Genomic DNA, 21,535 nt, shown 5'->3' with positions numbered 1-21,535 from the left:
CGGCAACTTGGCGTGTCCCCGCCATCCCCTTCGCGTGTTCCTCCTATCGTGGACCCCAACAGGTCACTTCCACGGGGGCCGTGACCTGACTCGCACACCCGCACCGTGAACCCGTGGCCCCCTGACCATGGGACCATCACCTTGACCACCGCCATACCACGGCTCTCCAGCTGGTTCGGCCGCGCGGCCGTCCTCGCGCTGAGCGTCGGGATTCTCTCCGGCAGCCTGCCGCTCCTGGGCAACGTCCAGGAGGCCGAGGCCGCTCCCCAGAGCTGCACCGGCAAGTACCAGACACCCAACAAGGCACCCCGCCTCGGAAGCCTGCCGGGCTTCAAGCCCGGCGGGAAGTACCAGTGGCGCACCCTGGGGGACACCAGGCGCACCTACTCCTACGACAACCCCCGCAAGGCGCTCTCCGGCCTCGAACTCCCCAGCGACGAGGTGCTGGACAAGATCGTGGCCGACCCGAAGAAGTACCCCAACGCCTCGCCGGAGCACGCCTGGGCGTACTGGAAGCAGAACCAGAGCAGCGGGGCCAAGCCGTACACGGGCACCTTCAACGAGTACGTGAACAGCTACTACGTCAACGGCGAGGCCAACAGCCGCGGCGGCAACGCCTACGAGCAGGAGGTCGCCCAGTACTTCAAGCTCGGCGGCAAGAACTGGTACTGCCAGTACTCGATGGCCGAGGAGATGCCGGAGCTCTTCCAGGAACTCGTCGACGAGCTGGGCGAGGACAACGTCAAGAAGGACCGCCGCTTCGACGCGATCAAGACCACCGGTCGCGACAAGATCATCTACGAGTTCAAGTCCGGGACCAAGCAGATCGACAGCAAGCAGCTGCTCGTGGACAAAGCCCTGGCCAAGCGCGGCTACAAGGTCGTGTACGTCTTGGGCGAGCCGCCCAGCAACGCAGTCCAGGCGCGGCTGCGAGCGCACGGCGTCTCCTGGTACCAGCACCGGGCCGTGCCGGACGCCAAGTTCACCCCGGACCCCCGGTACACCCGCCAGGACCCGGCCTTCAGCGGCCGGGCCTGCCCTCCCGCCGCCACCCTGGCCTCGGCCAAGGCGGCCGGCTGCGGCAGCTCCCGGGGCGCGGCCAACGACTTCGCCCGCAACTCCGGCCGCACGAAGGAAGAGGCCCAGCGCCGGCAGGCGGTCACCCGGCAGGCTCCCGGCGCGCCGTACCGGATGCGGGGCCCGGGTGGCATCGACTTCACCACCATGGAGCTGCGGTACGTCACCGAACCCGTCAAGGGCAAGGGCATGGACTACGGCTTCAAGGCCCGGATGAACGACGACGAGGACGCCAACCCCTCATGGGGCGGCGGGGCGAAGATCGACCTCTCGTCCGACGCGATGTTCACCTGGCTGTCACTGCACCCCAACCGGTTCTGGGTGAACCTCAACCCCGACCAGCCGGACCAGGTCACGGACGACAAGCTCGCGAAGACCGACGCAGGCCGCGTCCTCCTGGAGGCCGACCTGGCGATGAAGCACGACCTGGCCCGGGTGATGGTCCCGGACAACCCGGTCGGCAACCGGCTGTGGGACTCGTTCCAGCACGTCAACGGCGCACCCTGCTGGAAGACGTACCGGTACTACATCGAGCCCGCTCCGGCCCAGGTCCGCGAGGAGGACGGCAAGCTCTACATCCTCGACGCGCCCATGGACGTCAAGGCCGCGAAGATCGACTTCAGCGAGGGCAACAAGTGCGAGCAGCCGGAGGCCGTCCAGGAGCACAACTTCCGGCAGATCCAGCAGATCGCGATCCCCGAGGTCGAGAAGCTCGTCAACAGCGCACCTCAGTACTCCGAGCTGCGCAGCGTCTACACCTCCCGGATCGCCGCCGAGTGGATCAAGCAGCGTGACGCGGTGAAGCCCGGTGAATTCCACAAGATCATCGGCTCCGACGACGCGACCGCCTGGCCCTCGCGCACGAAGTGGGACCGCGACAAGGTCTACGCGGACTACATGAAGTCGTTCCGCGAGGGTGACTTCCACTTCAAGCGGACGTACCCGCAGGACGGCTCCGTCCTGGAGTTCTCGTTCTTCCTGGGCGGCGTGGACTTCTCCAAGCAGCCCAAGAAGAACATCTCGAAGGACCGCTTCCAGGCGGAGAACCCGGAGATGCCCGACACGGTGAAGGCGGCCGTGAAGTCGACCACCGCCTACGGCGACACCGACACGGCCTTCCTCGGCGGCAACAACACCGGCAAGGTCTCAGACGGTACCGACCCGACGCCGACGCCCACCCCGTCCGACCCGGGCGACCCCACGCCGACCCACCCGCCGTCGACCCCGGCGCCGAGCCCGTCGACGCCGGGCACCGGCAACGGGAGCGGCGGCCAGACCCCGCCCGCGCATTCCCCTGACGGCGGCCTCGCCGACACGGGCTCCGACACACCTGTCGGGCTGATCGCGGGTATCGCCGCCGCACTCGCGGCAGCGGGCGCGGCCCTGGTCTGGTGGAAGCGCCGCCGCACCACGGCCGACGGCTGACGCACCACCCGCTGAGCACCATCCTCTCGGCCCCGTACCCGCACCGGGTACGGGGCCGAGTCACGCACGTCCCGGGCGCCGGTGCCGGTCCCGCGTCCGCTCCGGGCCGAAGGCCCCCGCGTCGCGCCGGGCACGGGCGCCCCACTCCTCCGGGCGGTGGGGAAGTCGACTCAGAAGGGGCCCATGTTCTGCCGCTGGGCGTTCCCCGTTCCCAGGCCCTTCGCGAGTCCCTGGTCCGCAGCCCCGCGCTCCACCGCGCCGCGTTCGCCCGAGCCGCCTCTGCGACGAAGCGCGATCAGGCATCCGCCGACAGCCGCAGCGAGCACGACCACTATGGCAACGACAACGATCATGTGACCCCCCGTGTGTCCGGCGGAACCGGAACTCTGTTTCGGTTCGCCGCTGATACGCATTGTCGCCTGCCGTCCGTCGGCTGGGAAGGCCGATTTCCCTTCGGGACCCTGCCGTACGTCCGGGCCGTACGTCAGAACTGTCGCCCCGAGCAGCCGACCGGTCACCCTTCGCCGCGCAGCTGAAGCAGGTACGTCGCGGTCAGGGCCACGGCTCGGTCCCCGTCCCGCGACAGCTCCACCAGGGCACGTGAGGCCCTCGTCCCGGGGACGCCCGCCAGTGCCTGGGTCAGCCGGCCGCGGGCGGGCGGCTGAGTGGTGTCCTCGGCGAGGCGGTCGACGAGAGCGGCGGCGATCCGGTCCGCCGCAGCGGTGTCGCCCGCGAGCACGCCGAGCGCGTCGGCCGCGCCGGTGTCGTTCCGGCCCTCCACGACCATGCCGATGAGGGTCGGAACCGCCTCGGCCACACCACGTTCACCGAGCGCCAGCGCCGCGTGCCCGCGCACCACGGTGTCGGGGTGCGCGAGGGCGTCCCGCAGTCGCGCGGCGGCCTCACCGCCAGGCAGCTCCGCGAGGGACTGAACGGCGCGTTCCCGTACGGCGGCCTCCGGGGAGTCGAGGCCCGCCGCCAGGAGTGCCGGGCCCCGGTCGCCGGAGCGTGCCAGCGCCCAGCGAATGGCTCCGGCGACGTTCGGTTCTGTCTCGCTCAGCGCCGCTTCCACCAGGGCCTCCACCGGTACCGGCACCTCGTCGCCCGAGGACAGGGCCGCGCGCTGGCGGGTGTCGGCGCTCTTCGAGCCCAGCGCCCGCAGGAGTGCCACGACCTGGAGGACGTCGTCCCAGCCGGCCGGGTCCGTGGCATCGACCCGGCGCAGCACCGTGAGCAGTTCGGTCTCCGCCGCGATGCGTTCGCGCGTCTGGCGGACGAGGTCGTCGACGAGCAGTGAGGGTGTGAAGCCGGGGTCGTCGAGTGCGCGTCCGATCTCCCGCAGCGACAGCCCCAGCGACCGCAGGCTCTCGATGTGGAAGATCCGCCGGATGTCCTGCCCGGAGTACTCCCGGTAGCCGGAGCCGGTGCGTCCCGAAGGGCTCACCAGGCCGAGCGACTCGTAGTGCCGGAGCATGCGGGCACTGACCCCGGACCGCCGGGCGACCTCACCGATCAACACGTCCCATCATCCCTCCTGGACGGACCCGCCCAGGGCCACGACGCGCTTCGCCTCCTCGATCGCGTACTCGAATCCGGCGTCCGGATCGCGCAACAGCCGCTGGGTGGCGATCGCGTGCGCACGCACACCGGGCTCGGGGGCGGTTGTCGCGGCGAGCAGAGCGGGCGCGACCGCTTCCCCCAGTGCGACCAGGGACCGGCTCAGGCTCAGCTGCGTCTCCCGCCCACCGCGCCCGAGCTGTGTCGCCAGCACCGTGGCCAGTGCGGATTCCTCGCCGTCCGGTACGAGCGCGACCGCCGTCCGCCAGGCGGTCCGCGCCACTTCGTCGTCGGCGTCGCACAGGAGCGTGCGGGTGATGGCCGGCCACGCCTGAGGGTCCCCGATCTTGGACAGCGTGTGCAGCGCCTGGCTCCGTGCCTGCGCGCGCTCCGCGCGGAGTTCGCGGAGCAGACCGGGAAGCGTCAGGGGCGTCGGGTGGCGGGTGAGCGCCCAGGTCAGCATGTCGCGAACGAGGAACTCGGGCTCGACCGCGCATCGCTCGATGAGCCCGTCGACGAAGCACGGGTCGGGAGCCGTGCCGGCCGCGAGCGCCGCCCGCAGCCGTACCGACGAACGGTCGTCCGCCAAGCCCCGCAGCGCCCGTGCCGTGTCCGTCTCCCCACCCGTACTCGTGCCCGTACCCGTGCCCGTGTTCGTGCCCTGCCCTGTGATCGCCATGGGGGCCACCTCCTTGGCAGGCAGTCAAGACCTTGTCACCGTGTCAAGGTCAAACACGCGGGCCGCCTCAGCCCGTGTACTGCGGCGGTACGGCGGCGGCCTCGGCGAGGACCGGGCCCAGGTCCTCGGTGCGGATGCGGCGGTCCACGTACAGCAGGCCCGTCACCAGCGGCGGGAACGTGGCCACGATCAGCTGGCTGACGAGCTGGCCGACCAGCACGGCCAGCAGGTAGCCGCTCATGGCGACGACGATCGACGCCGCGTTCGGGTCGTCGCTGAGGTTGGCCGAGCCGAGCATGCCCGAGAACATGCCGAGGAACGTGAACGGCAGCTGGATCACATAGCTCGCGACCCCCGCCATGGCGCCCGCCAGCAGGGTGATGCCGAAGATCCGCCACCAGTCCCCGCGCACCAGCACGGACGAGCGGCGCATCGCTGCGATGGGGCCCTGGTTCTCGAAGACCGCGGCCGAGGGCGCCAGGCTGAACTTCACCCAGAGCCAGAGCGCCAGTGGCCCCGTCGCCAGTGCGCCGAGGACGCCGATGATGATCAGCGCGACCGAGGCACCGCCGCCGCCGCCCGAGCCGGCCAGGCCGACGATGAGGGCGACGACTCCGGCCCAGACGAGCAGGATGGGGATCATCGCGATCAGCGAGGTCAGGAAGACGGTTCCGATCACGGCGGGGACCCGTGCCCAGGCCCGGCGCCAGACGACGGAGAAGGTGGTCCGCCGGCCCAGCACCGCTTCCTGGAGGACCGAGGGCACGGCCGCGTACATCAGGGCCGTGGAGAGGACGCCCACGATCAGGCACACCAGGGCGATCACGCAGAAGGCGACCAGGACCGGTACCCAGTCCCCGGTTCTGGCGTCCTCGTCGGCGCTGAGCGAGACCAGCCGGTCCAGATGGCCCGCCGTGGCGGAGTAGGCGATCGCGATCGTCGCCACGACCACGGCCAGCGCCCCTCCGTAGGCGGCCGCACCGACGCCGTAGAGCTGCTTGCCGTGGCGGCCCACGGTGGCGAACGCGCCGTTCAATATGTCCCCGAGCCTCAGCGGCCCCAGGGGTATCACCCCGGGTTTGGGCGGCATCCAGCCGCCGCCCCAGCCGCCCCAGCCGGGCGGCCCCCCGTACGGCGCGCCCCCGTTCGGCGTGCCCTGCGGCCCGCCGCCCCACCCTGCGTCCTGCGCCACTGCCGCTCCGCCTGTCCCTCGGTCATGTACATGGACGGACCACGGTAGCGCCCAGTGAGTCCGGGTAACCCCGGGCATTTCGCGACCGTCGATGCGTACACTCGTACACATGGGATATGGACTGCTGGCCGCGGCCATCGCGGCGGAGGTGGCCGGGACGACCGCCATGAAGTACAGCGAGGGTTTCACCCGGCTGTGGCCTTCGCTGATCACCGTCGTCGGCTATCTGCTGGCCTTCTCGCTGCTCGCCCAGACCCTCAAGACCCTGTCGATGGGCACGGCGTACGCGATCTGGGCCGGCATCGGCACCGCCGCCGTCGCCGTCATCGGAATCCTGTTCATGGGGGAGTCCGGCAATCCGGTCAAGGTGGCGGGCATAGCGCTGGTCATCGCCGGTGTGGTGGTGCTCAACCTGGGCGGTGCGCACTGATGGTGCGGCGGTACGACCCCGAGCGGCGCGCCCGGATCATCGACGCGGCGATCCGGGTGGTCGGCGCCAAGGGCATCGCCGGGCTCAGCCACCGCTCCGTCGCGGCCGAGGCCGATGTGCCGCTCGGCTCGACGACGTACCACTTCGCCTCGCTGGACGAACTGCTGATCGCCGCGCTCCGCCGGTCGAACGAGAACTTCGCCGGGCTCATGCGGGACAGCGCCGCCCTCGCCGATCCGGCCGCCGACCTCGCGGCCGAACTCGCCCGGCTGCTCGGGGAGTTCTTCGGCGGCGGCCGGGGCCGGGCGGAGCTGGAGTACGAGCTGTACCTCGCCGCCCTGCGCAGGCCCGCGCTGCGGCCGGTCGCCGCCGAGTGGACCGACGACACGGCCGGACTCCTCGCCGCCCGCACCGACCCGGCCACCGCACGGGCACTGGTCGCGCTGATGGACGGGATCTGTCTCCAGGTGCTGCTCACCGGCGGCGACTACGACGAGGCGTACGCCCGGGAGATGCTGGGGCGGATCGCGGGCTGACCCGGCGCGGCCGGGGCGGGGGTGGGGCGCGTGCGCCTCGCGTCAGGCGTCGCCGGTACCGCGCCGAGGGGCCGGTGCGGCGCTCAGCCCGCGCTGCGGACCGCCGCCAGCGCCGCCCGCACGCTCGCTTCGATGTCGGTGATCGGATACAGCGCCTCGCGCACCGTGCGGTCCCGGTCCACCACCAGCGTCAGCCGCTTCAGCCGGCTGATCCCCGCCGCCCGGAAGGTGGGCAGTCGCAGGGCCGCCGTCAGCGTCAGCTCCGCGTCGGACAGGAGCGGGAAGCGCAGCCCCTCCGCCTCCGCGAACGCCCGCTGCTCGTCGGGGCGTTGGGTGGAGACGCCGTGCACCGTCGCGCCCGCCTCCGTGAACTCGGCCAACTGGTCGCGGTATGTGCACGATTCGAGGGTGCAGCCCCGCGCGCCGGGGATGCCCGCCCAGCCCGGCGGATAGGACTCCGGACGGGCGTAGGCGCCGGGGAAGAAGTACAGGACGGTGTACGGGGTGGCCGAGGCGACCGGGTCGTGCTCGCCCCCGGTGTGGAACGGCAGGCTCAGCTCCGGCACCCGGGTGCCCACCAGCGCGTGCACCCGTGCCGCCTCGTGCGAGGACTCCTGTGCGGTGGCCATGGTCGTTCCGTCTCCCGTCACCCACGCGTCGCCCCAGTCCTGGAGCGCGATCAGTACCGGCAGCAGGGCGCGGCCACGCGGGGTCAGCCGGTACTCGTAACGGGTGGGCCGCTCCTGGTACGGCTCCCGGGACAGCACGTCCGCGTCGACCAGCAGCCGCAGCCGCTCCGTCAGGACCTTGCGGGACACACCCAGCTCGTGCTGGAGCGCGTCGAAACGGTGCACCCCGCGCGCCGCGTCCCGCACGATCAGCAGGGTCCACCAGTCCCCGACCACGTCGAGCGCCTGGGCGATCGCGCAGTCGGCGTCGGCCAGGCTGGTTCGCTGGGGCATGGGGTTCCTCCGTCACGTCGGACGGCCATTCAACTGGATTGACCTGCGGAAAGCATGCTGCCATAGTCCGTTCCCAAAAGGAACTCACAGGGTGAGTGCCTGCGGAGACGGGGACGGGGCGGGGATCGGCATGGGGACGGGTACCGGAACGGGGATGGTGCGGGGGGTGCCGCGCACGGTGCGGCTGCTGGCCCTCGGCTCGTTCTTCAACGGCGTGGTGAGCTTCACCTTCGTCTATCTCTTCGTCTACCTGACCGGGCCGCGCGGACTCTCCGTCGCCCAGGCCGGAGTGCTCAGCGGCATCGGCGGCCTCGGAATCGTCGCGGGCAACTTCACCGGCGGCGGGTTCGGCGACCGCTACGGGCACCGCCGGGCGCTGCTGACCGGCGCCTGCGTGAGCGGGATCGTGCTCCTTAGCCTCCCGCTGCTGCCGCTCCCCGCCCTGTACTGCGTGCTCCCGCTCGCCGAGTACGCGACCGGGGTGGTGCGCGCCGCGAACGCCGCGCTCGTCGCGGTCTCCGTCCCCGAAGGCCGCCGGCGCCAGAGCTTCGCACTCACCCGGTTCGCCGGCAACGGCGGCTTCGCCGTCGGACCGCCGCTCGGTGCGCTGATCGCCGCCCGCTTCTCGTACGACTGGCTCTTCGTCATCGACGGCATCGGCACCCTGCTGTACGCCGCCTACGCGGCACGGATCCTGCCCGCCCGGGGCACCGCGCACTCCCGGCCCGTGCACCGCCCCGACGCCCCCGGGCTGTGGAGCGAACTGCGGGCCAGGCCCGCGGTACCGGTGCTCCTCGCCGCGATCGTCTGCGTCGACCTGGTCTACCGCCAGCAGTACTCCACCCTGCCCGTCTTCCTCGCCGACCACGGCCACGGCACCCAGTTCTACGGCTGGCTCATCGCCGTCAACGGCGGCGTCATCCTCTGCCTCGAACTCCCCGCCGCCCACGCGCTGCGCGACCGGGCGCCGCTCGCCGTCGTGGGCACCGGACTGCTGCTGGTCGGGACCGGCTACGCGGTACTGATCCCCGGCGCGGGGGCGCTGTTCGCCGTCCTGATGATGGTCTCGCTGACCCTGGGCGAGATCCTCTACAAGACCCCCGCCACGGCCTACGTCGCGGACCAGGCACCCGCCCACGCCCAGGGCCGGTTCCAGAGCCTGTACGCGGGCGCCTCCATCAGCGGACAGGTGCTCGCACCCCCGCTGGGCGGCGCGCTCTACACCACCGCGCCCGCGCTCCTGTGGCCCGCCTGCGCGGTGCTGGCCTGCGGCGCGGGGGTGGCCGTGCTCGCGGCCCGGCGGCTGCGTGAACCCCCAAGGACCCGACCGCCGTACGGGGGCCACAGGGGTGCTCCCGTACGGCGGCCGGTACGACGCCCGGAGGATGGGACCGGTTGGCCGGGGCGGGCCCCGGCCGGTTAGGTTCTGGTCATGACCGACACGACTTCCACCCGCACCACCGGCGCCGTCGCCGCCGGCCTCGCCACCATCGCCGGCGACGGTTCCGTTCTCGACACCTGGTTCCCCGCGCCCGAGCTCACCGCGGAGCCCGGCCCGGCCGGAACCGAGCGGCTCACCCCCGACCGCGCCGTCAACCTGCTCGGGGAGGGTGCCGCCAAGGCCATCGGCGTGGACGCCCGCCGCGGGGTCGAGGTCGTCGCCGTGCGTACGGTCATCGCCTCGCTCGACGACAAGCCGCTCGACGCCCACGACGCGTACCTGCGCCTGCACCTGCTCTCGCACCGCCTCGTCCAGCCGCACGGCCAGAACCTGGACGGCCTCTTCGGCCTCCTCACCAACGTGGCCTGGACCTCGCTCGGCCCGGTCGCCGTCGACGACCTGGAGAAGGTGCGGCTCAACGCCCGCGCCGAGGGCCTGCACCTCCAGGTCACCTCGGTCGACAAGTTCCCGCGCATGACGGACTACGTCGCGCCCAAGGGCGTCCGGATCGCCGACGCCGACCGGGTGCGGCTCGGCGCGCACCTCGCCTCCGGCACCACCGTCATGCACGAGGGCTTCGTCAACTTCAACGCCGGCACCCTCGGCACCTCCATGGTCGAGGGCCGGATCTCCGCGGGCGTCGTCGTCGGCAACGGCTCCGACATCGGCGGCGGCGCCTCCACGATGGGCACGCTCTCCGGCGGTGGCAAGGAGCGCATCGTGATCGGTGAGCGCTGCCTGGTCGGCGCGGAGGCCGGGGTCGGGATCGCGCTGGGCGACGAGTGCGTCGTCGAGGCCGGCCTGTACGTCACCGCCGGCACCCGGGTCACGCTGCCGGACGGCCAGGTCGTCAAGGCGCGCGAGCTCTCCGGCGCCTCGAACATCCTCTTCCGCCGCAACTCGGTGACCGGCACCGTGGAGGCCCGCCCGAACAACGCGGTCTGGGACGGCCTCAACGACGTCCTGCACAGCAACGACTAAGCAGCGACGGCGAGGAGCTCCCCGTACGCCCTCCGCAGCCCGTCGGACGCCTCGCGCCCGGCGGGCTGCAGCGGTTCCCGGACCGGCCCCGCGTCCAGCAGCGCCTTCGCGGTCACCGTGCCGGGCAGCCCGGACGCCATCATCAGCTCGACGAGCGGGGCCAGCAGGCCGTTCAGCCGGGCCGCCCCCGCCGTGTCCCCGGCGTCGAACGCGTCCAGGACGGCCCGCAGCGCCCGTGGCGCCACGTTGGCCACCGTGCTGACGTACCCCGCGCCGCCCACCGCGTACAGCGGCAGATTCAGCTCCTCGCAGCCCGAGTAGTACGCGAGCGAGGTGGCCGCGATCACCTTCGTCGCGCCCAGCAGGTCCTGCGAGCAGTCCTTCACCGCCACGACGCGCGGGTGCTCCGCCAGCCGCAGCACCGTCTCCGGTTCGATGCGGGTGCCGGTGCGGCCGGGGATGTCGTACAGCATCAGCGGAAGGCCGGCCGCGTCCGCGACCCGCCTGAAATGCGCCTCGACGGCGGCCTGCGGCGGCCGGCTGTAGTACGGGGTCACGACCAGCAGGCCGTCGGCGCCCGCCCGTTCCGCCTGCCGGGCCAGCTCCACGGTGTGCCGGGTGTCAGAGGTGCCGATGCCCGCGATCACCGGCACGCCCGGACCGACCGCCTCGCGCACCGCGCGCACCAGCGTCACCTTCTCGGCGTCCGAGGTGGTCGGGGACTCGCCGGTGGTGCCGCTGAGCACCAGCCCGTCGCAGCCGTCCGCGACGAGGGCCGAGGCGTGCCGGGCAGCCGCGTCCGGATCGAGGGCCCCGTCGGCGGTGAACGGAGTGATCATGGCGCAGAGGGCGCTGCCGAAAGGGCGCGGCCGGGATGCTGCGGGAGACGTCATGTCCGAAGTGTCCGCCCAGCAGACAGTGAAGGTCTACTTAGTTCTTCTCCGGGTGAAGCTGAAGGAACGCTCAACGATCCGGCGCTCTGGCATGATCGGCCGCACATATCGGCCGCACACGGGGCGGGCCGACCTGGGGGCGGGGACACGGGCGTGCGGGGACTGACGGGGACAGGGATACGCGGAGCTGCCGCCGCGGCACTGATCATGGCCGGAACACTCGCCCTGTCCGGGTGCGCGGGATTCCTCGTACCGGCGGGGGAGGGCGAGGCGGGACCGAGCCCGTCGCGCACGGCATCCGCGGGGGTGCGCGTGAGCCCGCCGTCCCCCCTGGACGTCGTGTCCCCGCCCGCCGCGCTTCCCGGGCAGTCCGTCCGCCCGAGCCCCACGCCCTCCGCCACCGGCGGCTGCCCGGACTCCGGTCTCGTCGTGGACATGGGCCCCGTGGAGGCCGCGATGATGCACCGGGCCGTCGGACTGACCCTCACCAACTGCGGCGGCAAGCCCGTCCGGGTCGACGGCTACCCCTCGGTCCAGGCCCTCGGCGAGAACGGCGACGCGCTGCCGGTGAAGGTGAACCCGGGCTCGTCCTACATGGGCCAGGACAAGGGACCGGAAGAGGTCGTGCTGGCCCCCGGGAAGACCATGCGGTCGCTCCTGGCCTGGGTCTCCACCCCGACCGGCGGCGACCTGGTCGAGGGCGACGCGCTGGAGATCGCCCCGGCGCCGGGTCTGGAGGCGCGCACCTTCCCGCTGGAGGGCGACGTACGGATGCTCGACGAGTTCAACATGACGGGCTGGCGCACCTCGACGCCCGAGTGACCGCCGCGGCGGGCCGTTCGGTGCCCGGCCCGCTCGACGGTCCGCTCCGTCAGCTCCCGCCCGAGCCCGCCGCCCGCCGGTCCGGGGCGGCCCGGAACGTCAGTATCCGGACAGCGCCCCGGCCGCATGACTGACCGGCACGGTGTGGGTCACCCACGCGTCGCCGGCGAGCAGATGCAGCAGGAACGACGTCGGCTCGGGCAGATATCCGGGGACCGCGTCGCGCAGGGCCAGCCCGCTCTGCCGGTAGGTGCTGGGCGCCACGGCCAGCACGCTGCCCGCGAAGGCGGCGGTGACCGGGCGGTGGACATGACCGGCCAGCACGCGTACGACTCCGGGGTGCGCGGCGACCACCTCGGCCAGCGCGTCACCGTCCGCCAGCCGCATCCGGTCCAGGAACGGGATGCCCACCGGCACCGGCGGATGGTGCAGGCACACGAACGCCGGCACACCCGGCCTGCGGGACAGCACACCGTCCAGCCACGCCAACTGCTCGTCCCCCAGCAGCCCTCCGGGGGACCCGGCGACCTTGGAGTCCAGGACGGCGACCGTGACCCCCGGGTGCTCCACGGCGTAGTACGTCTCCTCGCCCCCGCCCAGGAAGGCCGTCCCGCCGAAGGCACCCAGCAGCGCCGCCGGATCGTCGTGATTGCCCGTCACCAGGTGCAGCGGCAGCGGGAAGCGGCCGATCACCTCGCGCAGCAGCGCGTACTCCTCTGGCGTGCCCCGGTCCGTCAGGTCGCCGGTGATCACCACACAGGCGGGCAGCGGGTCGAGGGCGAGCACCCGGCGCAGCGCACGGTCGAGGCCGGCCGCGGGTTCGGCGGCGAGGGCGCCGGCGGTGAGATGCGGATCGCTGAGGTGGGCCACGGAGACGGTCATCCCGACAGCCTGCCCCGTACCGGGCGCCCGTCACACGGTCGCCGGCACCCTCGCGCGCACCCCCCCCTGTGGGACACGGCCTAACGCCTGGCCATGTACAGGCCGAACGCCTTGTGCAGCAGCCGGTTGACCGGGTAGTCCCACTCACCGACGTACTCGGCCGCCCGGCCGCCGGTGCCCGCCTTGAAGCGCAGCAGGCCCATCAGGTGGTTGCTCTCGTCGAGGGTGTCGGTGATGCCGCGCAGGTCGTAGACGGCCGCGCCCCGCTCGTGCGCGTCGCTCATCATCCGCCACTGGATCGCGTTGTTGGGCTGCACCTCGCGCCGGCGGCCGGTGGAGGCGCCGTAGGAGTACCAGACGTGCGTGCCGACCGTCAGCATCGTCGCCGCGGAGAGGACCTCCCCGTCGTGGTGCGCGAGGTACAGCCGCATCCGCCCGGGGTCCTCGGCGCGCAGTGCGGTCCACATGCGCTGGAAGTAGTCGAGCGGGCGGGGGATGAAACGGTCGCGCTCGGCCGTCTCGCGGTACAGCTCGTAGAAGGCCGGAAGGTCGTCGTGGTCGCCCTCGACCACCTTGACGCCCGCCTTCTCCGCCTTCTTGATGTTGCGCCGCCACTGCTGGTTCAGCCCGTCGCGAACCTCCTCCAGCGACCGTCCGGCGAACGGCACCTGGAAGACGTACCGGGGCTGCCCGGCGCTGAAGCCGTCCGACTCCCCGTCCTCGCCCTGCTGCCAGCCCAGCCGGCGCAGCTGGTCCACCAGCTCGGCGGCGCCCGGCTCGCACACGTCCGGCTCGACGTCACGCAGCCTGCGCGCGGCCGGATCGGGGATGGCGTCCTTGACGGTCTGCGCCTCCCAGCGCCGGGCGACCACCGGGGGGCCCATCCGTACGGTGAACGCGCCGCGTGCCTTGACGTGCGCCACCAGCGGATCCAGCCAGGGGCGCAGATCGCCCTCGTGCCACGGGATGACCGGCCCCTCCGGCAGATAGGCCAGATAGCGCTTCACCCGGGGGATCGGCCGGTACAGGACCAGCCCGGCGCCGACCAGCTCCCCGGCGTCGAGCCAGCCGATGCTCTCCGCGCGCCAGTCCGGCTTCACCTCGCCCCACGACGGGACCTGCATATGGCTCGCGGAACCCCGTCCCGTGACGAACGCCAGATGCTGTTCGCGCGTGATGCTCTCGACCCGCAGCGACATGCGGTACTCCGTTCGTTGTCCGGTTCTGTCCGATTCGTCAGCCTAACGACGACAACGCGGGCCGTAGTTGACCTCAAGCGGACTTGACGTAACAGGGTGGCTGTCACGGGCGAGCCGCAGGGGAGCGCCCGCGAGGGGAGCAGCCATGAGCGGGGAATTCGTGACCCGGCCCGATTTCACCCGAGCGGACGCGGGGATCGTCAAGGTGAGCACCTGGGACGCCGGCACACCGGAGCGGCAGCGGCAGGCCGTCGAGGCCATCCGGGAGGCCTGGGCGAGCCGGGAGTGGCCGCATCCCGGGCTGCTCTCCTACTCGGTCGGCGCGGGGGAGGACGGCAGGACCCTCCTCCACTACTCGCAGTGGTCGGACGAGCAGAGCTACCAGGACTTCGTCCGGACCGGCCGGGACGACCGCAACGCCGACATCGACGCGGCCGTGCCGGGCATCGAGCGGCTCGGGCCGCACACGTACGAGCTGTACCGCTCCTCGTCACTCGGCGGGTCCGACACCCGGGAGCCGGGGTGCGTCGTGACCGTCGACGTCGAGTTCGAAGGGGCGGACAGGGCCCGCCAACGCGACTGGGTGGACAGTGTGTTCGAGGCGCTCGGGACGGACCCCGCGCCCGCGCCCGGCGGTATCGCCGGGCACTTCCACGTGAGCACCGACGGAACCCGGGTGCTCAACTACGCGGAATGGGTGAGCGCACAGGCCCACATCGACGCGCTGGCCGCCTCCGGGAACGGGGTCGGGTCGCCGACACCGCAGTGGGAGCGGGTGCGGTCCTACCCCGGCGTCACCGGCGGCGGCGTGCACCGCTACACCCCCGCGCTCAGTCTGCGGCCGACGGTCCCCGCGCGGTAACCGCGCGGGCGCGCACGCCGGTTGCGGGGGCTTCGCGGGCGGGCTGCGGCGGACCTGCCCGGGTACCGGGCGGCGGGGGGCGAAATACGTCTACGCTTGGGCCGCCTGTCCCCGTACGCGACCGGAGCCATCGCCCGGCGGCGCGTGCGACCCGAACGTTCCTAGGAGAACCCCCTGATGTCCGCAGAGCGCCCCACCCTGCCGCCGGTACGGCTGCACACCGAGGCCGAGCTGGCACGGGACGCGCTTGCCGCGCCGCTGCTCGCCCGCGCCGTCCGGCTCGCCCGCTGGGCCGGGCCCGGCACCAGGGTGGGCGCCGGCGGCGAGCTCGTCGACGCGCAGCTGCCCGCGGCGGCCGAGCACCTCGGCCTCGGCGCGGACGAGGACGGTGCGGCGGAGGCCAGCGAGGCCTGGCGCCTCGCGGTCGACACCGGACTCGTCGAGGTCGAGGACCCGGAGACGGAGCCCGGTGCGGACCAGGCGGTGGAGGACGGCTCCGACGAGGAGGGTTCCGACGCGGAGGGCACTGTCACCGCGGGCGAGAACCTCGCGCTGCTGACCGGCGGATCACCGCAGGACGTCCTGGCGATCTGGCTCGACGGCCTGGAGGCCGCGCACGCCGATGCCACCGCCCCCTTCTTCGACGACTTCGCGGACCTCGTCGGCGAGGACGGCTCCATCGACTTCGACGCCCTGGACTGGGACCCGGAGTCCGAGGCCGAATTCCTCGACGGAGTGCTCGGCAACCTCTACCTGCTCACCGTCTCCGACAGCGCCGCGGGCGACGAGCCGGTACCGCTGCCCGCGCTCGCCGCGTCGATGATCGTGCCCGACGACATGGGCGAGCCCACCGACGACATCCTGGAGCAGGTCTCGGACGCGATGATGCGCCTCGACGACCAGTTCCGGGTGCTGGAGCCCATCGGCATCGTCGAGTACCAGCCGGTGGACGAGGCGCTGCTGGCCGAGGAGGGCGAGGACGCCACCCCGCCCGCCGACGACGACGACGTCACCCGGTACGGGATGGTGAAGCTGACCCCGCTCGGCCTGTACGGCATCCGGGCCAGGATGCTGGACGCGGGCGTGGAGGCCCCGGCCATCGGGGATCTCGTCGACAAGGACGCCGACGCGCTCCTCGGCGGCATCGCGTACTACCCGGAGGACGCGGCCCGCGCCGAGGTCCAGCTCTGGCTCGCCCGGCGCGGCGCGGGCGGGGCCGCCGCCGAGCTCCTGGACGCCGCACGCGGCGAGGACCCGCAGGCACCGCTGCGCCGGCTGCACTGCCAGCAGGCGCTCGCGCTGGTCGGCGCGGAGGCGGAGCCCGCCGTGCGCGCCGTGCTCGACGACGGGGAGCTGGGCGGCCTCGCCCGGGTCTGGCTCGCGGAGCTGGGCGCCGCCGACGTGCCCGCGCCGCCGGAGCCGATGATCTTCTGGCTCGCCGTCGACACGATCGCGGCGCAGCTGGAGGCAGACGGCGATCTCGACGAGCTCCAGGGCCTGGTCGAGGGGCTCTCCGGCCAGCACAGCGGATTCTTCGACGAGGTGTGGCGGGTGGACCACCCGGCCACGGCGGACGTCCTGGAGGCGATGGGCCGGCTGCACAGCGACAAGAAGCTGGCGAAGGACGCCCGCAAGGCCGCCTTCAAGGCCCGGTCCCGGGGCGGCTCCGGCAACTGAGCGGGAGACGGTGGGTGGCGGGGCGGGCGGCCCCGCCACCGGGGAAGTTCACGGAACGCGATCCCTGGAAGCCGCCCGCAGTTCAACTGGTGTTGGCGACAGCGCGGGACGGTGAACCCGCCCACTACCGCCCCAGCTGCACCAGGAGTACGTGATGGCCTTCACGCGCAGGGAATTCACCAGACAGTCCGCCCTCACCGGTGCCGGCATCGCCCTCACCGGCACCGTAGCCGCGCTGGCCACCGCGCCCGGCGCCCTCGCCGCCGGGGACTCGAAGCACGGCCACGACGACCACGGCCACGGTCATGACCACGACGGACACGGCCATGGGCACGACCACGGCCACGGCCACGAGCCCGGTTACGGGGCGCTGGTCCCCGACCCGAAGGGCATACTCGCGCTGCCCGCCGGATTCTCGTACAGGATCATCACCCACAGCGGCGTCACCAAGCTGGAGACCGGTGAGTACACCCCCTCCAACCACGACGGCACGGCCGCCTTCGAAGGCGCGCGCGGCGTCACCCTGCTGGTGAACAACCACGAGCTGGCCGGCGTCCGCACCGACTGGGAGCACCCGGTCCCGCTCACCGAGGGTCTCGTCTACGACGCGGTCGCGGGCGGCGGCTGCACCGTCGTGGAGACCCGCCGCGACGGCCGCACCGCCGAGTGGGTCGGCATCGCCGGCACCTCCACCAACTGCGCCGGTGGCGCCACCCCGTGGGGCACCTGGCTCACCTGCGAGGAGACCGAGGACAAGGCCGGGAAGAACGGCCTGCTCAAGGACCACGGCTACGTCTTCGAGGTCGACCCGTCCGACAAGCGCGCCAACCGCGACCCCCGCCCCATCAAGGCGTTCGGCCGGTACGCCCACGAGGCCGTCGTCATCGACCCCAAGCAGGGCCACGCCTACCTGACCGAGGACGCGTCCGGCCCCAACGGACTGCTCTACCGCTGGGTCCCGCCGCACGGCTTCCGGCACGGCCGGGGCAAGCTGCGCACGCTCGCTGCCGACGCCGGGGTCCTCCAGGCCACCAAGTGCTTCGACCGCAGCGGCAGGTTCGTCGACGACCTCTCGCGCGCCACGAAGATCGGCACCGTGTACGGCGTGGACTGGGTCGACGTCCCCGACCGCGACGCGAAGACCGTCTCGGTGCGCAAGCAGTTCGGCGACAAGGACGTCACCCGCGCCCGCAAGCTCGAAGGCATGTGGTGGGGCGACGGCGGCACCTACATCGTCTCCTCGTTCGCCCGTGACGAGAGCCCGGTCCAGCACGACGGCCAGGTCTGGTTCTACGACCCGAAGCGCCGCACGCTGACGCTGAAGGTGCTGCTCGGCGTCAACGCCGACCCCTCGAAGGACGGCGCCTTCGACGGCCCGGACAACATCACCGTCTCGCCGTACGGCGGTCTGGTGATCGCCGAGGACGGCGAGGGCGTGCAGCACCTCTTCGGGGCCACCGAGAGCGGCCGGACCTACCCCATCGCGCGCAACGAGCTGAACGCCGGGACCGAGGAGGACCCGGAGTACAGCGAGTTCACCGGCGTCACGTTCTCGCCCGACGGGAAGACGCTGTTCGCCAACATCCAGACGCCCGGGATCATGGTGGCCATCACCGGCCCGTGGAAGCGTCAGCCGCGAGAGCAGCGGTAACCCTTACGAGTGGTCCGTGCCGGGCCGTGCCGGTGTCCTCCGGGAGAGGGACATCACGGCGTGGCACCGGCCGGGCGAAGCCGCCGGGTGCGTGCGGGCCTCGCGGCCCGTGCACCGGCGCCGGCGCCCCATGTCGGAAAGGGATAAGCGCCACATCCCCGGAGGCTGCGCGGGGGGCGTGCTTCGGCGCGGTGCCCTTGCCGGGAGCGGGACAGGAGGCCGGCCGGGCGCGGAATCGCTGATTACGAATCCGGCATCAGTGGGGCCCCAGGAGCGGTCGGGCATGGCGTCCGGCGTTTCCAGGGCGCATACTCAAGGTAATGAAACAGTCAGCCGGATCCCGGCGTCACCTGCCTTCCAGTCCCTTCAACCGCCCGGCCCAGGCGGCCCCACCGGTCGAATTGTTCGATGTGGGCGACAGGGTGTCGCACGACCAGTTCGGACTCGGCCGAGTCCTTGCTGTCGAGGGCGACAACGACGCAGTGCTCATCGACTTCTCGGGGCGACAGGGGAGGATCCTGAGCCCGTACTCCAAGCTGACCAAGCTCTGAGAGAAGCGACGAGCACGCGCCGCGTCCGCCGTACTCCTCCACGTTTCTCTCGCAGACGGCCTTCAGGGGCACCCGCACCAGCCGGGTGCCCCTGAAGCCGTTCCCCCTCGGACGCGCTCAGAGCGACTGGGCGGCGGGCTTGACCATGCCCCGGACGGTGCGTGACTTCACGAAGTCGCCCACCGCGGTCATCTCCCACTCGCCGGAGAACTGCTTGATCAGCTTGGCCATGATCACGCCGGTCTGCGGCTCCGCGCCCGTCAGGTCGAAGCGGACCAGCTCGTCGCCGGTGGCCGCGTCGATCAGCCGGCAGTAGGCCTTGGCCACCTCGGTGAACTTCTGGCCGGTGAACGAGTTGACCGTGAAGACAAGACCGGTCGCCTCCGCCGGGATCCGGCCCAGATCGACGACGATCACCTCGTCGTCCCCGGCGCCCTCGCCCGTGAGGTTGTCGCCCGAGTGCTTGATGGCGCCGTTCAGGATGGAGAGCTTGCCGAAGTAGCAGCTGTCCAGGTGGTTGCGGTCCGGCCCGTAGGCGATCACCGACGCGTCCAGGTCGATGTCCTTGCCCCGGAACGCGGGCTCCCAGCCGAGGCCCATCTTGACCTGCGAGAGCAGCGGCTTGCCGCCCTTGACCAGCGACACCGTCTGGTTCTTCTGCAGGTTGACCCGGCCCTTGTCCAGGTTGATCCGGCCGGTGGCCGGGGGCGCCGGAGGAGCGGCGGGCGGGGCCGACGGGGCGGCGGGCACCGGCGGGGCGGCCAGCCGCGGGTCCACTGGGGCGGCGGCGGGCACCGGGGCCGCCACAGGCGCGGGCGCGGTGGCGGGCTCGTCCTCGACGGAGACGCCGAAGTCGGTGGCGATGCCGGCCAGCCCGTCGGCATAGCCCTGACCGACCGCACGGGCCTTCCAGGCGCCGCCCCGCCGGTAGACCTCGATGACCACGAGCGCGGTCTCCGCACCCAGCTGGGGCGGGGTGAAGGTGGCGAGCACACTGCCGTCGTCCGCGTTGCGCACGGTGGCGGTGGGCTCGACGCCCTGGAAGGTCTGGCCCGCCCCGTCCGGGCTCGCGGTGATGACGATCTTCTCGATGCCGGACGGCACGGCAGCGGTGTCGACCACGATCGCGTCGGGCGCGGTGCCGCCGCCGGAGCGGTAGGCCACACCGGGACCCGCGGGCTGGTTGTAGAAGATGAAGTCGTCGTCGGAGCGCACCTTGCCGTCGGCGGTGAGCAGCAGGCCCGATACGTCGAGCCGCACCGGAGCGGCGACGTCCACCGCCACGCGGGGGGCGGAGAGAGGGATGTTCGAGCCGGGTGTCATAGCGGTCATGCACGAGGTAACGAATGACCCGGCTTTGCCGTTCCCTTACCTTTGGGCGGCTTCGCCCGTACGGCGGCAGTGCCGGTCGCGCTCAGTGCGGCCAGATCGGCGGGTTGGTGCAGAAGTGGCCGCCGAGGTGGGCGTGGTCCGGGTTGTCCGGGTCGAGTTCACCCTGCTCCGCGATGAGCTTCGCCGCGTACGGCTCCGAGTCGTCCCTCGGCTCGTAGCCGATCGAGCGCGCCGAGGTGAGGTCCCACCAGAGCCGGGTGTTGTCGGACGAGCCGTGGATGACGGTGTGCCCGACGTTCTCCGCGGTGAGCGCGGCGTCGAAGAGCCGGGCCCCGTCGCCGGGGCTCATCCAGACCGAGAGCATCCGTACGGAGGTCGGCTCCGGGAAGCAGGAGCCGATGCGCACGGAGACGGTCTCCAGGCCGTGCCGGTCCCAGTAGAGCTGGGCGAGGTCCTCGCCGAAGGACTTGGAGAGTCCGTAGAACGTGTCCGGGCGGCGCGGGGTCCCGATCGGGATCAGCGGGTCGCCCGGCAGCGGGCGGGGGGTGAAACCGACGGCGTGGTTGGACGAGGCGAAGACCACCCGCCGCACGCCCTCCGCGAGCGCGGCCTCGTAGAGGTTGTAGGTGCCTTCGATGTTCGCCCGGAGAATCTTGTCGAACGAGGCTTCCAGCGAGATGCCCGCGAGGTGGATGATCGCGTCGACGCCCCGCACCGCCTCGCGCAGCGCCTCCGTGTCGCCCAGGTCGGCGGTGATGGCGTCCGGCTCGCCCTCGATGGGGACCATGTCGAGCAGGCGGAGCCGGTAGCCGTGGGCGGGCAGCAGTCCGCGCATCAGGGTGCCGAGTCCGCCTGCGGCGCCGGTGAGCAGGACGGTGCGGGGAGCGGGCATACGCGGATCTCCTCGGTACGGGGGCGGCTTCGCTCGCCGGGTCCTTGAGCTGGGTTCACATCCGTGGACAAGTTATGGAGCGGGGTGGGGGTGCGTCAAGGGGTGCCCGGGTCCTTGGTGCGGGGTTCCTTGGTGCGGGGTTCCGTCCTCAATCGCCGGACGGGCTTGGTTGTGCGGGTGCTCCGCCTGTGCGGGTGCGCCATTCCCGGTGGGTGGGGGTTCGGGGTCCCTCCGGGGCGTCTCCTCGAACGACGAACGTGCGGGGGTCCGTATTGCGTGCCCGGGTCTGTGTTCGTCGTTCTGCGGGGACTCCCCTGCACGCCCCCGAACCCGGCCGTCGCGCGGCTGCGACAGGGGTGGGGACGTGCGGGGGAGTCCCCGCAGGAAATGGCGTACGACCCGGGTCCCTTGCGGTCCCGGGTGGACACGCCATTTTTGAGGAGACGCCCCGGAGGGGCACCGCCCCCCACCCACCGGGGCAGGGCGCACCCGCA

The 21,535-nt window shown here is 72.3% G+C and carries 20 protein-coding genes; 10 read left to right on the top strand and 10 right to left on the bottom strand.

Annotation, left to right across the window (positions count from 1 at the left end; genetic code table 11):
- Window positions 1-141 precede the first annotated feature (141 nt).
- Window positions 142-2,502, top strand: a complete 2,361-nt coding sequence (locus tag OG892_RS08425; RefSeq protein ID WP_371628817.1) for an LPXTG cell wall anchor domain-containing protein — start codon at window positions 142-144, stop codon at window positions 2,500-2,502.
- Window positions 2,503-2,672: 170 nt separating this feature from the next.
- Here OG892_RS08425 and OG892_RS08420 read toward each other — a convergent pair whose 3' ends face one another.
- From OG892_RS08420 to OG892_RS08405, 4 genes are all read right to left on the bottom strand, one after another.
- The gene (locus tag OG892_RS08420; protein WP_327336313.1) at window positions 2,673-2,855 is read right to left on the bottom strand and encodes a hypothetical protein; all 183 of its coding nucleotides are present in this window, start codon (window positions 2,853-2,855) and stop codon (window positions 2,673-2,675) included.
- Between the two features lie 161 nt (window positions 2,856-3,016).
- The gene (locus OG892_RS08415) at window positions 3,017-4,021 is read right to left on the bottom strand and encodes a MerR family transcriptional regulator (RefSeq protein ID WP_371628816.1); all 1,005 of its coding nucleotides are present in this window, start codon (window positions 4,019-4,021) and stop codon (window positions 3,017-3,019) included.
- A 6-nt stretch (window positions 4,022-4,027) separates the two neighbouring features.
- Entirely contained in the window at window positions 4,028-4,738 is a 711-nt protein-coding gene (locus OG892_RS08410) for a HEAT repeat domain-containing protein (RefSeq protein WP_371628815.1), read from the bottom strand.
- 67 nt (window positions 4,739-4,805) lie between these two features.
- On the bottom strand, window positions 4,806-5,828 hold the full coding sequence (locus OG892_RS08405) for a hypothetical protein (RefSeq protein ID WP_371631597.1): 1,023 nt from the start codon (window positions 5,826-5,828) through the stop codon (window positions 4,806-4,808).
- 211 nt (window positions 5,829-6,039) lie between these two features.
- Between OG892_RS08405 and OG892_RS08400 the strand changes: the two genes are divergently transcribed.
- Both OG892_RS08400 and OG892_RS08395 read left to right on the top strand, forming a co-directional pair.
- Window positions 6,040-6,360 (top strand): multidrug efflux SMR transporter, encoded by a 321-nt coding sequence (locus OG892_RS08400; RefSeq protein WP_073735627.1) that lies wholly within the window; start codon window positions 6,040-6,042, stop codon window positions 6,358-6,360.
- A complete protein-coding gene (locus OG892_RS08395) occupies window positions 6,360-6,896 on the top strand; it encodes a TetR family transcriptional regulator (protein ID WP_328867480.1) in 537 nt (178 codons plus the stop codon). The genes OG892_RS08400 and OG892_RS08395 overlap by 1 nt, the downstream gene beginning before the upstream one ends.
- 83 nt (window positions 6,897-6,979) lie before the next feature.
- On the opposite strand, the gene OG892_RS08390 is transcribed toward OG892_RS08395, so the two are convergent.
- Window positions 6,980-7,858: a winged helix-turn-helix transcriptional regulator gene (locus OG892_RS08390; protein WP_371628814.1), complete on the bottom strand. Its 879-nt coding sequence runs from the start codon at window positions 7,856-7,858 to the stop codon at window positions 6,980-6,982.
- A gap of 130 nt (window positions 7,859-7,988) precedes the next feature.
- On the opposite strand from OG892_RS08390, the gene OG892_RS08385 reads away from it, so the two are divergent.
- Window positions 7,989-9,281 (top strand): MFS transporter, encoded by a 1,293-nt coding sequence (locus OG892_RS08385; protein ID WP_371631596.1) that lies wholly within the window; start codon window positions 7,989-7,991, stop codon window positions 9,279-9,281.
- A gap of 9 nt (window positions 9,282-9,290) precedes the next feature.
- Entirely contained in the window at window positions 9,291-10,280 is a 990-nt protein-coding gene (gene dapD, locus OG892_RS08380) for a 2,3,4,5-tetrahydropyridine-2,6-dicarboxylate N-succinyltransferase (protein WP_073735354.1), read from the top strand.
- On the opposite strand, the gene dapA is transcribed toward dapD, so the two are convergent.
- A complete protein-coding gene (gene dapA / locus OG892_RS08375; RefSeq protein ID WP_328867482.1) occupies window positions 10,277-11,173 on the bottom strand; it encodes a 4-hydroxy-tetrahydrodipicolinate synthase in 897 nt (298 codons plus the stop codon). The two genes, dapD and dapA, sit on opposite strands and share 4 nt — an antisense overlap.
- 207 nt (window positions 11,174-11,380) lie before the next feature.
- Between dapA and OG892_RS08370 the strand changes: the two genes are divergently transcribed.
- Window positions 11,381-11,995, top strand: a complete 615-nt coding sequence (locus tag OG892_RS08370; protein WP_371628813.1) for a DUF4232 domain-containing protein — start codon at window positions 11,381-11,383, stop codon at window positions 11,993-11,995.
- 99 nt (window positions 11,996-12,094) lie between these two features.
- Here the strand turns inward: OG892_RS08370 and OG892_RS08365 are convergent, their stop codons facing one another.
- Together OG892_RS08365 and OG892_RS08360 are read right to left on the bottom strand one after the other, a co-directional pair.
- A complete protein-coding gene (locus OG892_RS08365) occupies window positions 12,095-12,877 on the bottom strand; it encodes a phosphodiesterase (protein ID WP_371628812.1) in 783 nt (260 codons plus the stop codon).
- Window positions 12,878-12,957: 80 nt separating this feature from the next.
- Complete coding sequence (locus OG892_RS08360; protein ID WP_371628811.1) at window positions 12,958-14,076, bottom strand: lipid II:glycine glycyltransferase FemX; 1,119 nt, start codon at window positions 14,074-14,076, stop codon at window positions 12,958-12,960.
- 145 nt (window positions 14,077-14,221) lie between these two features.
- On the opposite strand from OG892_RS08360, the gene OG892_RS08355 reads away from it, so the two are divergent.
- The 4 genes from OG892_RS08355 to OG892_RS08340 all read left to right on the top strand — a co-directional run bounded on the left by OG892_RS08355 (window position 14,222) and on the right by OG892_RS08340 (window position 18,817).
- Entirely contained in the window at window positions 14,222-14,938 is a 717-nt protein-coding gene (locus tag OG892_RS08355; RefSeq protein WP_073735349.1) for an antibiotic biosynthesis monooxygenase, read from the top strand.
- Window positions 14,939-15,115: 177 nt separating this feature from the next.
- Window positions 15,116-16,615, top strand: coding sequence for a hypothetical protein (locus tag OG892_RS08350; protein ID WP_073735348.1), 1,500 nt, complete (start codon window positions 15,116-15,118; stop codon window positions 16,613-16,615).
- Window positions 16,616-16,769: 154 nt separating this feature from the next.
- Entirely contained in the window at window positions 16,770-18,266 is a 1,497-nt protein-coding gene (locus OG892_RS08345) for an alkaline phosphatase PhoX (RefSeq protein WP_371628810.1), read from the top strand.
- Between the two features lie 320 nt (window positions 18,267-18,586).
- Window positions 18,587-18,817 (top strand): hypothetical protein, encoded by a 231-nt coding sequence (locus tag OG892_RS08340; RefSeq protein ID WP_037711258.1) that lies wholly within the window; start codon window positions 18,587-18,589, stop codon window positions 18,815-18,817.
- 117 nt (window positions 18,818-18,934) lie between these two features.
- Here the strand turns inward: OG892_RS08340 and OG892_RS08335 are convergent, their stop codons facing one another.
- On the bottom strand, window positions 18,935-20,149 hold the full coding sequence (locus OG892_RS08335) for a TerD family protein (protein ID WP_371628809.1): 1,215 nt from the start codon (window positions 20,147-20,149) through the stop codon (window positions 18,935-18,937).
- Window positions 20,150-20,231: 82 nt separating this feature from the next.
- Window positions 20,232-21,041 (bottom strand): NAD(P)-dependent oxidoreductase, encoded by an 810-nt coding sequence (locus OG892_RS08330; protein WP_073735345.1) that lies wholly within the window; start codon window positions 21,039-21,041, stop codon window positions 20,232-20,234.
- Between the last annotated feature and the right edge of the window lie 494 nt (window positions 21,042-21,535).

Origin of the sequence: Streptomyces sp. NBC_00341 (assembly GCF_041435055.1) — a bacterium.
GTDB lineage: Bacteria > Actinomycetota > Actinomycetes > Streptomycetales > Streptomycetaceae > Streptomyces.
This window is presented reverse-complemented; position numbering and strand designations above follow the sequence as displayed.

What these genes read in the sequence shown, in the direction of transcription:
- OG892_RS08420 (WP_327336313.1), bottom strand. Translation starts at nt 2,855, where the DNA reads ATGATCGTTGTCGTTGCCATAGTGGTCGTGCTCGCTGCGGCTGTCGGC.
- OG892_RS08410 (WP_371628815.1), bottom strand. Translation starts at nt 4,738, where the DNA reads ATGGCGATCACAGGGCAGGGCACGAACACGGGCACGGGTACGGGCACG.
- OG892_RS08370 (WP_371628813.1), top strand. Translation starts at nt 11,381, where the DNA reads ATGGCCGGAACACTCGCCCTGTCCGGGTGCGCGGGATTCCTCGTACCG.
- dapA (WP_328867482.1), bottom strand. Translation starts at nt 11,173, where the DNA reads ATGACGTCTCCCGCAGCATCCCGGCCGCGCCCTTTCGGCAGCGCCCTC.
- OG892_RS08340 (WP_037711258.1), top strand. Translation starts at nt 18,587, where the DNA reads ATGAAACAGTCAGCCGGATCCCGGCGTCACCTGCCTTCCAGTCCCTTC.
- OG892_RS08405 (WP_371631597.1), bottom strand. Translation starts at nt 5,828, where the DNA reads ATGCCGCCCAAACCCGGGGTGATACCCCTGGGGCCGCTGAGGCTCGGG.
- OG892_RS08400 (WP_073735627.1), top strand. Translation starts at nt 6,040, where the DNA reads ATGGGATATGGACTGCTGGCCGCGGCCATCGCGGCGGAGGTGGCCGGG.
- OG892_RS08350 (WP_073735348.1), top strand. Translation starts at nt 15,116, where the DNA reads ATGTCCGCAGAGCGCCCCACCCTGCCGCCGGTACGGCTGCACACCGAG.
- OG892_RS08360 (WP_371628811.1), bottom strand. Translation starts at nt 14,076, where the DNA reads ATGTCGCTGCGGGTCGAGAGCATCACGCGCGAACAGCATCTGGCGTTC.
- OG892_RS08385 (WP_371631596.1), top strand. Translation starts at nt 7,989, where the DNA reads ATGGGGACGGGTACCGGAACGGGGATGGTGCGGGGGGTGCCGCGCACG.
- OG892_RS08335 (WP_371628809.1), bottom strand. Translation starts at nt 20,149, where the DNA reads ATGACCGCTATGACACCCGGCTCGAACATCCCTCTCTCCGCCCCCCGC.
- OG892_RS08365 (WP_371628812.1), bottom strand. Translation starts at nt 12,877, where the DNA reads ATGACCGTCTCCGTGGCCCACCTCAGCGATCCGCATCTCACCGCCGGC.
- OG892_RS08355 (WP_073735349.1), top strand. Translation starts at nt 14,222, where the DNA reads ATGAGCGGGGAATTCGTGACCCGGCCCGATTTCACCCGAGCGGACGCG.
- OG892_RS08395 (WP_328867480.1), top strand. Translation starts at nt 6,360, where the DNA reads ATGGTGCGGCGGTACGACCCCGAGCGGCGCGCCCGGATCATCGACGCG.
- dapD (WP_073735354.1), top strand. Translation starts at nt 9,291, where the DNA reads ATGACCGACACGACTTCCACCCGCACCACCGGCGCCGTCGCCGCCGGC.
- OG892_RS08345 (WP_371628810.1), top strand. Translation starts at nt 16,770, where the DNA reads ATGGCCTTCACGCGCAGGGAATTCACCAGACAGTCCGCCCTCACCGGT.
- OG892_RS08390 (WP_371628814.1), bottom strand. Translation starts at nt 7,858, where the DNA reads ATGCCCCAGCGAACCAGCCTGGCCGACGCCGACTGCGCGATCGCCCAG.
- OG892_RS08330 (WP_073735345.1), bottom strand. Translation starts at nt 21,041, where the DNA reads ATGCCCGCTCCCCGCACCGTCCTGCTCACCGGCGCCGCAGGCGGACTC.